This window comes from Saccharopolyspora thermophila, assembly GCF_014646075.1.
GTDB classification, from domain to species: Bacteria; Actinomycetota; Actinomycetes; order Mycobacteriales; family Pseudonocardiaceae; genus Saccharopolyspora; species Saccharopolyspora thermophila.
Genome location: NZ_BMMT01000010.1, coordinates 48052 through 59793, shown reverse-complemented (window position 1 = coordinate 59793; position 11742 = coordinate 48052). Strand labels below are relative to the sequence as shown.

The window sequence follows — 11742 nt, the reverse complement described above, 5'->3', positions numbered from 1 at the left end:
GCGCCGCCGCCCACCGCGATCCGAGTGCGTCCCAGGCTCGCAGTACCCACTGGCGCACCCGGTGACACTGGCCCCGGATAGGGTTGGTGCGTGGGCGAGGACAGGGCCGGGGAGCGGCGTTCGGCGGGGGTCGGCGTGCTGGATCGCGTGGTCGCGATCCTCGACGCCGTGGAGACCCTGCCGATGGGGGCCAGCGAACTCGCCCGCCACCTCGGGCTGTCGGTGCCCACCGCGTACCGGCTGGTCAGCGCGATGGTCGGGCACGGGTTGCTGCGCCGCGACAGCGACGGCCGCCTGCACATCGGGCTGCGGTTCGCCTCCACGGCGTTGGCGGCCGCGGCCACGCCGGTGCTGGCGGATCTGAGCCGCCGGACCGGCGAGACGGCCCAGGTGTGGGTGCGGCGCGGCGAGCACCGGCTCTGCCTGGCCTGCGTCGAATCCCCTTCCGAACTGCGGGCTTCGCTGCCGGTGGGCACGCTGCTGGCGTTGGCGGACGGGGGTTCCGCGGCGCAGGTGCTCACCGCGCCGCCGGACCCGGCACGCGGATGGGTGGAGAGTGTCTCGAAGCGCACGCCGGGGTTGTGCTCGGTGAGCGCGGGCGTGCACTACGGCTCCGAGGTCGTCGCGGCGGTGTGCCTGGCCGCGCCGGTCTCGCGGGTGAAGCCGGAGGGGCCCGGTGCCCAGTGGGGGGAACTGGTCACCGCGGCCGCGCTGCGGTTGGAAGAAGTCCTGCTGTACCGCTGATCCGCGCTCGGCGCGTCGCGTGGCGGTTTCGCCTCGAATCTTGCTTTCGGTGTGCCCAGGCCGTAGCGTGCTTCTCATTCGACGAGTATTGATTCTCATTATTCGATAAAAGGAGTCGGCCATGGTCGAATTTCCACCGCGGTCGGCAGGCGACGCCCCGCTGTGCGGCGTCCGCGTGCTCGAACTGGGCAACTTCATCGCCGCACCATTTGCCACGCGGCTGTTCGCCGACTTTGGTGCCGAGGTGATCAAGATCGAGAAGCCCGGAGTGGGCGACGAGCTGCGCGGCTGGCGGCGGCCGCGGGGCAGCACCTCGATGATGTTCCGGACGATGGCCCGCAACAAGAAGTCGGTCAGCCTCGACCTGCGCGCCGACGAGGGCCGCGCGCTCGCGCTGGAGCTGGTCCGCCGCTGCGACGTGGTGGTGGAGAACTTCCGGCCCGGCACCCTGGAGCGCTGGGGTCTGGGCCCCGAACGGCTCACCGAGGTCAACCCGGACGTCGTGCTGGTGCGGATCTCCGGCTACGGGCAGACGGGACCGCTGCGGGACCGGGCCGGGTTCGGCGGGGTGGCCGAAGCCTTCGGTGGGTTGCGCCATGTCACCGGCTACCCGGACCGCCCACCGGTGCGCCCGGCCGCTCCTGTCGGCGACGCGCTGGCCGGTCTCTACGGGGCCGTCGGCGCGCTGATGCTGTTGCTCGCCAAGGAGAAGGGCCGGGCACACGACGGGCCCCGGGTCGCTGACGTCGCGCTGTACGAGGCGGTGTTCATGGTGCTGGACTCGCTGATCCCGGACTACGACGCCTACGGCATGGTGCGTGAGCGGACCGCGGGCAACCTGCCCGGCGTGACGCCCAGCGGCGTGTACCCGACCGCCGACGACCGCTCGGTGATGATCGCGGGCAACTCCAGCGGCGCCTTCGAGCGGCTCATGACCGCCATCGGCCGCCCCGACCTGGCAGCGGACCCGACGCTCGCCGACGGCGACGCCCGCTACGCGCGCGAAGCCGAGCTCGACGCCGCGATCACCGCGTGGACCTCCCGCCACGAGGCCGCCGACGTCATCGCCGTGCTCGGCGCGGCCGGGGTCCCGGTCGGGCCGGTGCACGACGCGCGGGCGATCAGCGAGGACGAGCACTACCGGGCCCGCGGCATGCTGTGCCCGGTGCCGATCGCGGTCGACGGCGACCCGGAGGAGATCCGGCTGCCCGGCGTGGTGCCCCGGCTGCCCGGCGCGCCGGGCGCGGTGCGGTGGGCCGGGCCGGAACTCGGCGAGCACACCGACGAAGTGCTCGGCGGGCTGCTGGGCCTGTCCCCCGACGAGCTCGCCGACTACCGGGCCCGGAAGGTGGTGTGAGCATGGCCGTCACCATCACCGAGGTCGTGCTGCGCGACGGCCTGCAGGACGAACCGGTCGTCGTCGCCGTGGCCGACCGCGTCGCGATCGCGGAGGCTCTCGTCGCCGCCGGGCTGCGGGAGATCGAGGCGGGTTCGTTCGTCAACCCGCGCCGCGTGCCGCAGATGGCCGGCGCCGAGGAGCTGTTCCGGCAGCTGCCGAACCCGCGGACCGTGCGCTACAGCGCGCTCGCACTCAACGCCCGCGGTGTGGAACACGCGGTGGCCGCCGGGGTCAAGCAGGTCAACCTCGTCACCTCGGCCAGCCAGGGGCACAGCCGCGCCAACGCCGGACGCGGCGTCGAGGAAGCGCTGCGCGACCTCGAACCGGTCGTGGCGGCGCACCCGTCGGTGACGTTCACCGCAGGCATCTCCACGGCGTTCGTGTGTCCCTTCGACGGCGAGATCGCCCCGGAGGCACTGCTGGCGGTCGCCCGCCGGTTCGCCGAGCTGGGCATCACGCGCATCGGCCTGGCCGACACCCTCGGCACCGCCGAGCCCGAGCAGGTGGTGCGCTCACTCGGCGTCGTCCGGCACGAACTGCCCGACGTGGACTTCTCCCTGCACCTGCACAACGCCCACGGCCGCGCTCTGGACACAGTGGACGCCGCCGTCGAGCTGGGGGTGACCCGCTTCGACAGCGCCGCGGGCGGCTACGGCGGCTGCCCCTTCGCGCCCGGCGCCCACGGCAACATCGCCACCGAGGAGCTGGTGGCCCACCTGCACGCCCGCGGCGTGCCCACCGGCGTCGACGAGGACGCCCTCGCCGACGCCGTGACCACCGTGCGCGTCGCACTCGCCCGCGGCCGGTCGCTGTAGCCGAGCCGGTCCGGAAGAACCCCAAGGTCCCAACGTCAAAGGTGACGTGACCCGGATCGGGTCGCCGTGACCGGAACAGGTCGGCAATGATCCAAGCCCTGTCCCTGCTCGTGCTCGTCGCAGTCTTCGTCATCGCCACCACCACGCCGGTGAACATGGGCGTCCTCGCGTTCGTGGCGGCGTTCCTCGTCGGCGCCCTGTCCGGGATGAGCCTGGACGACGTGCTCGGCTCCTTCCCGGGCGACGTGTTCGTGCTCGTCGTGGGCATCACGCTGCTGTTCGGCGTGGCCCGCGTCAACGGCACCATCGACCTGGTGGTGGCCGCCTCGCTGCGGCTGGTCCGCGGTCGCCGCTGGGCGATCCCGTGGCTGATGTTCGCCCTGGCGGCGGTGCTGATGTCGCTGGGGTCGGTGCTGGCCGTTGGCATGCTGGCCCCGATCGCGATGCCGATCGCCGCGCGCTACCGGATCAACCCGCTGCTGATGGGCATGATGCTCAGCCACGGCGCGCTGTCCGCGGCGTTCTCGCCGATCACCGTCTACGGTGCGTTCACCTCTGGCATGGTGGCGCGGTCGGGCCTGGACGTCAGCCCACTGGTTCTGTTCGCCGTGCCGTTCGCGCTGAACGCCGGGTTCGCAGTGGTGCTGTTCCTCGTGCTGGGCCGGGATTTGCTGCGCCGTGGCGACGAGCAGGTCAGCGCGGTGGACGAGATCGAGACCGCGGGAGGGGGCGGGACCGCGACCCGCACCAGGACCGCGGTGCGCACCAGGGTCGGGGTGACGCCGCGCCGCCTGCTGACGCTCGGCGGCATGCTGGCGCTACTGGTCGTCACCGGCGTCTTCGGCGTCGACCCCGGGGTGACGGCGTTCGTGATCGGCACCGCGGTGCTGCTGGTCGCCCCGCACCGGCACCAGGATTCGATGCACGAGGTCGCCTGGTCGGCGGTGCTGCTGGTGTGCGGCATGCTCACCTACATGGCGGTGCTGAAGGAGAACGGCACCCTGGCGCTGCTCGGCGAGGGCGCTGCTGCGCTGGGTTCACCGCTGCTCGCGGCGCTGCTGCTGTGCTTCGCGGTGGCCGTGCTCTCGGCGTTCGGCTCGTCGATCGGCACGCTGGGCATCGCGCTGCCACTGGCCATCCCGCTGCTGGAGCTGGGCGGCATCGGCGCGGTGGGTTTCGTGGTGGCGCTGGGGTTCTGCTCCACGGTGGTGGACGTCAGCCCGTTCTCCACCAACGGCATCATCGTGCTCGCCCAGGCGCAGGTGCCGGACAGACAGTGGTTCCAGCGCAGGATGCTCGCCTACGGCGGACTGGTGGTGCTGGTGGCGCCGCTACTGGTGTGGTCGGCGGTGGTCGTGCCGACCTCGTTGTGACGAGCGAACCTTCGCCGCGTTCCCGTCACTGGGCAGCCGTCGCCATCGTGATGAGGCGGATGAGTGAGAGGAACGTGCGCGGCGCACCACATCGCCGTCCAGATCCGCCGCGTCCAGCGCTCACCGGAACGGTCGAATTCCTTTTCGTGACGGGTCGAACACAATGTGCCACATGCCCTGGCTGATGAGCGCGACCCGGTGGCCCCCCGTTCCCAGGTTCCACCCAGGTTGTGCTCGCGGCCCTCGCGCACTACCCGGCTAGCTTCCGGGAGCAGGTCCGGTACGGGCGGTGGGAGTGCGGATGAACGAGCTGGCGGTCGGGGACCAGGTGGTGTGCAGGATCGTCTGGCGCGACCACGTCGTCGGGCAGGCGGCCCGGTTCACCCTCGTCGGTGTCCTGTCGACCGCGCTGAACGCCGTGCTGTACGTCCTGCTGCGCGGCCTGTTCTCCGCAGGAGCGGCCAACGTCCTCGCGCTGGCGCTGTCGACCGCGGCCAGCAGCGTCGCCCAGCGGGTGGTGGTGTTCGCCGGGCGCGACGAGTACCCGGTGCGGATGCACCTGCAGACCCTGACGGTGTTCGCCTTCTACTGCGTCTCCAACAACCTGGCGCTGGGACTGCTGAGCGCGTTCGTAACCGACCCGACCAGCGTCGCCGAAGCGGCGGCGGTCGCCACGATGAGCGTGTTCGGCGGCGTCACGCGCTTTGTCGTGCTGCGGGTGTGGGTGTTCGGGCGCTCGACGCTTCAGCGCGCCAGCGCAGGATAGTGCGCAGCGTGCCCGGTGCCGCGGACTCCGTCGATGCTGACGCGAGATCGTCGGGTCGGCGAGCCGAGGCTGATCTGTCCACTGTGGCTGCTGCGTGCGGGACGGGCCGGGTCGGCCGTCGCGGCGGCGTGCAGCCCCGCATCGAAACCACCGGGTTCGGCGAGGCAGCACAAACAGGCCGCCACGGTTAACGCGAGGTGCTGCGGCATCCCCCCGGCGCGCAGGTGTAGGCGCCGTCCCGGCTGACGCCGTACGCGGTGCTCAGGCCCGGCACCCGGTCTGCACCCGCACCGCCTGGAAGCCGCGCGGCTCAGCCGGGCTCGCCGCGGCGCTTGCGGTGCGCCACCCACGCAAGGTCCACGGCCGCGATCACCGCGAGCACCACCAGCACCCAGCCCAGCCAGGCCAGTTCGGGCAGCGACAGGAACACCAGCGCCGCCGCCACCCCGCAGAACACCAGTCCGAACCCCGCCAGCCACAACCGCAGCGTCAACGCGCTGCGGGCGTAGGGCGCGCCGCCGTACCCGGCCAGCGGATCGTGGTACCCGGGCAGGCCCCGCTCGTAGTCCTCTCGTCTGCGCTTCGGCACGCCCTCCGGCTACCCGCAATGACCACCCGGCACGCTTCAGCGCCGCTCGTCACAGGTGCACGGGTCCTGACAGGCGTGGTTGAGGCCGGGCAGCGGGTAAGTGTGCACCTTCTTCGTCCGGTCGATCGTCAGCCAGGACAGCAGGGCCCCGGCCGCGCACAGCGCCGCCGAGATCAGCATCGCCCGCGCGAAACCGGGACCCAGCGGTTGGCCCGCGGCGGTGTGCTCGAGGCCGGCCACGACGGGCAGCACCGCGACCGCCAGCAGCCCGGCCAGGCGCGAAACCGCGTTGTTCACCCCGGACGCCACCCCGCCGTTGTCGGCGGTGACCGAGGCCAGCACCGCCGAGGTCAGCGGAGCGACCGTGACCGACAGGCCCAGGCCGAAGACCAGCACCCCGGGCAGCACACCGCCGGCATAGGTGCTGCCCGGCTGTGCCCACGTCAGCAGCACCAGCCCGACCGCGCACCCGATCGGCCCCACCGTCATCGGCACCCGCGGCCCGGTCCGCTGCGCCAGCGCGCCCACCCGTCCTGACAGCAGCAACATCACGATCGTCACCGGCAGCGTCGCGATCCCGGCCTCCAGCGCGCTGTACCCCATCGACTGCTGCAACTGCAGCGACAGCAGGAACAGGGCGCCGCTCAGCGCCGCGTACACGACGAAGGTCGTGAGATTGGCGCCGGTGAACTGCCTGGACCGGAACAACGACAGCGGCAGCAGCGGCTCCGGGACCCGGCGCTCGACGAGCGGGAAAGCCACCAGCGCCGCGACCCCCACCACCGCCGATGTCACGGTGAGCGCGCTCCAGCCCGCGGTCGGGGCCTCGATCAGCGCGTACACGGTGCCCGCCAGACCGACCGTCGCGGCGCTTGCCCCGAGCATGTCCACCCGGCCTGCCCGAGGGTTGCGGCTCTGCTGCACGTGGCGCAGCGCAAGCACCGCCGCCGCGGCGATGGGCACGTTGATGAAGAACACCCAGCGCCACGACACGGCGTCCACCAACCAGCCGCCGACGAACGGGCCGATCGCCGAGGACACGCCGGTCAGCCCGGCCCACCGGCCGACCGCCTCGCCGCGGTCGTCGTGCCGGATCGCGGAGTTGATCAGCGCCAGGCTGCCCGGCACCAGCAGTGCTCCGCCCACGCCCTGCAGCAGGCGCGCGACGATCAGCGCCTCGCCGGTCGGTGCCAGCCCGCAGCCCAGCGACGCCAGGGTGAACACGACCAGCCCGACGGCGAACACCCGGCGGCGGCCGTAGCGGTCCCCGAGCGCACCGCCCAGCAGCAGCAACGCCGACAGCGTGAGCAGGTAGGCATCCAGCACCCACTGCAGCACGCTGAGGTCCCCGCCGACGTCGCGGCCGATCGCCGGCAGCGCCACGTTGACCACCGACCCGTCCAGGAACGCCACTCCCGAGCCGAGGATGGTGGCGACCAGGACCCATCGCCCGGAATCGGAACGCAACGCGACAGCGGTCATCGCCCGAGCGTAAGACCCCGGTCCGGGCCCTGCCGCCGCTCAGGCGCCGGCGTGAACTCGATCGACAGGTGCTTGATGCCGTTGATGAAGTTCGACACCAGCCGCTCCACCCGACCGGTCACCCGCAGATCACGCATCCGCCACAGGGCCTCGCGGTAGAACGCCCGCAGCTGCAACCGCGCGAAGTGCGCGCCCAGGCACACGTGCGGACCGTTGCCGAAGGCCACGTGGTCGTTGGGCTGCCGCCGGATGTCGAAACGGTGCGGGTCGGGGAACCGCTGCTCGTCGAAGTGTGCCGAGCAGTGGAAGACCACGACCTTGTCCCCGGCCCGGATGCGCTGCCCGCCCAGTTCGGTGTCGACCGCGGCGGTGCGGCGGAAGCTCAGCACCGGCGGGTGGTAGCGCAGCGTCTCCTCCACGGCGGAGTCCAGCAGCTGCGGGTTCTGCAGCAGCAGCCGCAGCTGGTCGGGGTGTTCGGCGAACGCCAGCATCCCGCCCGGTAACGCGCTGCGCACGGTGTCGTTGCCCGCGATGGCCAGCAGGAAGAAGAACATCTCCAGCTCTGCGTCGGTGAGCGCGCGCCCGTCCACCTCCGCGGTGGCCAGCGCGGTCATCACGTCGTCGCCGGGGTTGCGGCGCTTGAACGCCGCGAGGTCCTGGGCGAAGGCGAACATGTCGGCCAGCATCGCGGGGGAGCGCGGGTTGACCGGCTGGCCGTCCGGGCCGCGGGTGACCTCCGCGTGCTCCGGGTCCTGGTAGCCGATGACCCGGTTGGTCCACTCCAGCAGCATCCCGCGGTCGGACTCCGGCACGCCCAGCAGGTCGGCGAGGTTGCGCAGCGGGTAGTCGTCGGTGACCTCGGTCGGCAGGTCGCAGGCCCCACGCGCCACGACCCGGTCGACCAGCAGCCGGGCCCGCGCGGCCACCGCGTCCCGGAACCGGTCGATGCGCCGTGGCGTGAACGCGCGGCTGACGATGCGGCGCAGCCGGCCGTGCTCCGGCGGGTCCATGTTGAGCATCATGCTGCGGATGAACGGCAGGTCCGCCGGGTCGGGGTCGCGGATCTGCGTGGCGCCCAGCCACGACGAGAACACCTCCGCCGACTTCAGCACCGCCACCACGTCGGCGTACCGCGTCACCGCCCAGAACCCGGGACCGGCGGGCCAGTCGCCCACCTCGTGCTCGTCCTGCCAGCTCACCGGCGCGTGCCGGCGCAGCCACGCGAAGTCCTCGTGCGGCACGCCGCCGGCGTACCTGCGGGGGTCGAACACGTCCGGGACGTGGGTGGGCGCTGCCATCGCGACTCCGTTCGCCAGGAGCGGTGCAGGCATACTCTGACCGCACAAGGCAGCTCCGTCAACGCCCGCCCCAACAGTCCACAGGAGAGCGACGGCGGGTGCTAGACCTGCGGGACGGCGAGGCCGTCGGCGGGTAGCTGCGAGGACGTGGCATCCGGGGCGTAGCGGCGCAACAGGTCCAGGCCCAGCTGGGCGCGTCGCACCCGCTCGCGGCCCAGCGCCACGGCGGTCGGCGTCAGGTGGGTTCCGCTGGGGTAGATGTTCGGGGCGTTGCGCAGCCCGAACTTGACATACACCGGGGCGGCGACCCGCACGATCTCGGCGATCTCGAAGTGGCGCACGAAACCGCCCATGTCATCGGGGGCCTCGACGTAGACGTCCAGCGGCAGGTCGGTGGCGGCGCGGATGGCCGCCAGCTGCGCGATGCTCAGGTCGGTGGGCACGTTGTAGGTGTCGGCGCCCAGGTCCTCGGCGATGCGCACCGACGCCGGGTTGGCCAGTCCCATTTGGACGCTGATCTTGAACTGCAGGTCCGGCGGGAGGTCGCCAGCGGCCCGCATCGCCGCGGCCACCTTGAGCACGCCGAGGTCGGTGATCAGCACGCTGCGGATGCCGGCATCGGCGGTGCGGCGGATGTCCTCCAGCACGTGCACCAGCTGCTCGGTGCCGCGGGCCTGGGCGGCCACCGGGCCGCCGGCCGAGGCGACCGCCATCGGGCTGGTGTCCCATCCGGCGACCGGGCGGGCGAACAAGCTCAGCTCGACCGAGCGGGCGGCCGCGGTGGTCGCCATGGCGCGCAACTCCTCGTCGGTGAGCAGCATGCCCCCGCTGCCCTGGGAGATGCGGTGCACCGGCACCTGCCGGGCGTCGGCTTCGGCCAGCACCGCGTCGAGCACCTCGGGGCCCTCGGTGCTGGGGATCTCCACCCGGTACTGGGCCCCGTCGGGGAATCGCTTGGTGCTGGTGGTGGGGATGTCCGCACCGGGCAGTCCCTGGGACCGCAGGAAGTCACGCGTCTGCTGCACCGACCACACTCCGTTCGATATTCCGAACAATGTTCGTCAAATCGTATGGTTGTCGGGAACGGCCGGTCAAGCGACCGGTATCAGATACGATGTTCGAAATATCGGTCAAACGGCGGACACGCCGTGCGTGACGAGGGAGGACACCGGCGGTGGCACGAGCGGTACCTGCCGTGGAACGGGCCTTCGACGTCCTGGAACTGTTCCTGGACACCCCGGAGCTGAGCGCCCCGGAGATCACCGCGCAGCTGGGGCTGCCCCGCACGACGGTCCACGAGCTGGTCGGCACCCTCGCTGACCGTGGCTACCTGATGCCGGCCGGGCGGGGCAGCAACCGGTACCGGCTCGGCGTGCGCGGCTTCCAGCTGGGCTCGGCCTATGCCGAGCGCCTCGACCTGACCCGCGAGGGCCAGCTGGTCGCCGAGGACGTCGCCGAGCGCTGCCAGGAGACGGTGCACGTCGGCGTGCGCGACGGCGTGGACGTGCTCTACGTGGTGAAGGTCGACAGCAGCCACCCGGTCCGGATGGTCTCGGCCGTCGGCCGCCGCCTGCCCGCGCACTGCACCGCGCTCGGCAAGGCGCTGCTGGCGTCGCTGTCGCGCAGCGAGCTCGACGAGCTCTACGGGAACCGTCGACTGGAGGCCATGACCGAGCGCAGCATCACCACCCGCAAGGCGCTGCGCAAGGAGCTCGACGCCGTCGCCAAGGACGGCGTGGCGGGCGAGTACTGCGAGTCCAACGAGGCGGTGGCGTGCGTGGCCGCGCCGGTGTACGACCGGGCCGACCAGGTGGTGGCCGCGATGAGCATCTCGGTGCCCATCCTGCGCTGGAACGACGAGACCGAAGCGGCGCTGCGCGACCTGGTCCGCGAGGGCGCGGGCACCCTCTCCGAGCGCCTGGGTTACATCGGAAGCCGCGCCTGAGAGGTGGCCTCCGAACTGCGGGCCTGGCGGCATCAGCGGCGCACGATCACCACCGGGCACTGGGCGTGCACGGCGCAGCGCTGGCTGACCGAGCCCAGCAGGGCGCCGTAGAAGCTGCCGTGGCCGCGGCTGCCGACCACCAGCAGGTCCGCGTCCGCCGCGGCGTCCAGCAGCGCCTGCGCCGCGTGACCGTGGGTCAGGTGGCGCTCGATCGGCGCGGGCGGCCCGGTCTCCCGCTCCACCTCGTCGACGGCGTCGTCGAGGCTCCGGCGCGCGGACTCCTCGAAGTCATCCGGCGGCAACGGACCGCCCTCCCAGCTGTAGAAGGCGGGGAACTCCCAGGCGCACACCGCGTGCACCACCGCCCCGGTGAGCGCCGCCTGCTGGAGCGCCCAACGCAGCGCGTTCCTGGACGACTCCGAGCCGTCCACCCCGACCACGATCTTGTGGTGGGCTCCGTTGCTCATCTGCTGGTCCCGGTCGCGCGGGCGCGTTCGACGAGCTCGTCGGAAAGCTCGTGCAGCCGCGCCCGCGCCGACTCGTCGTAGGCTTGATCCAGCGCACGGCAGGCACGCGTCCCATGGAAGTACTGACCGGTGACCTCGTCCAGTCCGGGATCGCAGACCAACGGGAACACCGCATCCACCCCTTCGGTCACGGTGCTCACCGGAGTCACGCCCGCCTCCCGGACCATCGCGGTGTTCATGTAGGTGGCCGGGTGCAGCGCGTTGACGGTCACCCCGGTGCCGCGCAGCTGCTCCGCCAGGTCGAAGGTGAACGCGATCTGCGCCAGCTTGCTCTGCGCGTAGGCGCGCGAGCCGGTGTAGCCCGAGGTCAGCATCGGATCGTCGAAGTCGATCGGATGCTGACCGGCGGAAGCCACGTTGACCACGCGGGCCGGGGCGGAGGCGATCAGCAGCGGGCGCAGCAGCCCGGTCAGGTGGTACCCCGCCAGATAGTTCACCGCGAAGCGCAGCTCGATGCCGTCGGCGCTGACCTCCCGCGCGCCGTCGGGCGGGCCCGAGCCGATCCCGGCGTTGTTGACCAGCGTGTCCAGGCGCGCACAGCGCTGCCGCACCTCCTCAGCCAACCGTTCGACCTGGCGCAACTCGGCCAGGTCGGCGACCAGCGCCACCACCCGGTCGTTGCCGGTCGCGGCGGTGATCTCGGCGCGCGCGGCGGCGGCGCGGTCCGCGTCGCGGCCGTGGACGAGCACGCGGCAGCCGGTCTCGGCGGCGCGCTGCGCGAGGGCCCGACCGAGACCGTTGGTCGCGCCGGTGATGAGGACGGTCCGTTCTGGGGCAGTGCGCACGGGGTGCTCCGGAATCTCG

Annotated in this window: 12 protein-coding genes; 6 read left to right on the top strand and 6 right to left on the bottom strand. The window is 72.2% G+C overall.

The genetic code is table 11. From position 1 onward, the window contains the following. The first annotated feature begins 90 nt into the window (after positions 1 to 90). The 5 genes from IEY17_RS15120 to IEY17_RS15100 all read left to right on the top strand — a co-directional run bounded on the left by IEY17_RS15120 (position 91) and on the right by IEY17_RS15100 (position 5097). Positions 91 to 744, top strand: coding sequence for an IclR family transcriptional regulator (locus IEY17_RS15120; protein WP_229680182.1), 654 nt, complete (start codon positions 91 to 93; stop codon positions 742 to 744). A gap of 121 nt (positions 745 to 865) precedes the next feature. After that, positions 866 to 2101, top strand: coding sequence for a CaiB/BaiF CoA transferase family protein (locus tag IEY17_RS15115; RefSeq protein WP_188988159.1), 1236 nt, complete (start codon positions 866 to 868; stop codon positions 2099 to 2101). Positions 2102 to 2103: 2 nt separating this feature from the next. Beyond that, positions 2104 to 2958, top strand: a complete 855-nt coding sequence (locus IEY17_RS15110; RefSeq protein ID WP_188988157.1) for a hydroxymethylglutaryl-CoA lyase — start codon at positions 2104 to 2106, stop codon at positions 2956 to 2958. Between the two features lie 86 nt (positions 2959 to 3044). Further along, the gene (locus IEY17_RS15105; RefSeq protein WP_188988155.1) at positions 3045 to 4331 is read left to right on the top strand and encodes an SLC13 family permease; all 1287 of its coding nucleotides are present in this window, start codon (positions 3045 to 3047) and stop codon (positions 4329 to 4331) included. A 301-nt stretch (positions 4332 to 4632) separates the two neighbouring features. Beyond that, positions 4633 to 5097: a GtrA family protein gene (locus IEY17_RS15100; RefSeq protein WP_188988153.1), complete on the top strand. Its 465-nt coding sequence runs from the start codon at positions 4633 to 4635 to the stop codon at positions 5095 to 5097. A gap of 310 nt (positions 5098 to 5407) precedes the next feature. On the opposite strand, the gene IEY17_RS15095 is transcribed toward IEY17_RS15100, so the two are convergent. From IEY17_RS15095 to IEY17_RS15080, 4 genes are all read right to left on the bottom strand, one after another. Next, positions 5408 to 5686, bottom strand: coding sequence for a DUF6343 family protein (locus tag IEY17_RS15095; protein WP_188988151.1), 279 nt, complete (start codon positions 5684 to 5686; stop codon positions 5408 to 5410). 36 nt (positions 5687 to 5722) lie between these two features. Beyond that, positions 5723 to 7168, bottom strand: a complete 1446-nt coding sequence (locus tag IEY17_RS15090) for an MFS transporter (protein ID WP_188988149.1) — start codon at positions 7166 to 7168, stop codon at positions 5723 to 5725. Beyond that, positions 7165 to 8466, bottom strand: coding sequence for a cytochrome P450 (locus tag IEY17_RS15085; protein WP_188988147.1), 1302 nt, complete (start codon positions 8464 to 8466; stop codon positions 7165 to 7167). The genes IEY17_RS15090 and IEY17_RS15085 overlap by 4 nt, the downstream gene beginning before the upstream one ends. Positions 8467 to 8567: 101 nt before the next feature. Then, a complete protein-coding gene (locus IEY17_RS15080) occupies positions 8568 to 9491 on the bottom strand; it encodes a U32 family peptidase (protein ID WP_188988145.1) in 924 nt (307 codons plus the stop codon). A 149-nt stretch (positions 9492 to 9640) separates the two neighbouring features. Between IEY17_RS15080 and IEY17_RS15075 the strand changes: the two genes are divergently transcribed. Beyond that, positions 9641 to 10411, top strand: coding sequence for an IclR family transcriptional regulator (locus tag IEY17_RS15075; RefSeq protein ID WP_188988143.1), 771 nt, complete (start codon positions 9641 to 9643; stop codon positions 10409 to 10411). A 32-nt stretch (positions 10412 to 10443) separates the two neighbouring features. On the opposite strand, the gene IEY17_RS15070 is transcribed toward IEY17_RS15075, so the two are convergent. Both IEY17_RS15070 and IEY17_RS15065 read right to left on the bottom strand, forming a co-directional pair. Next, positions 10444 to 10878 carry a universal stress protein gene (locus IEY17_RS15070; RefSeq protein ID WP_188988141.1) on the bottom strand — a complete coding sequence of 145 codons (435 nt, stop codon included), beginning with the start codon at positions 10876 to 10878 and terminating at the stop codon, positions 10444 to 10446. Then, positions 10875 to 11723, bottom strand: a complete 849-nt coding sequence (locus IEY17_RS15065; protein WP_188988139.1) for an SDR family NAD(P)-dependent oxidoreductase — start codon at positions 11721 to 11723, stop codon at positions 10875 to 10877. The genes IEY17_RS15070 and IEY17_RS15065 overlap by 4 nt, the downstream gene beginning before the upstream one ends. Between the last annotated feature and the right edge of the window lie 19 nt (positions 11724 to 11742).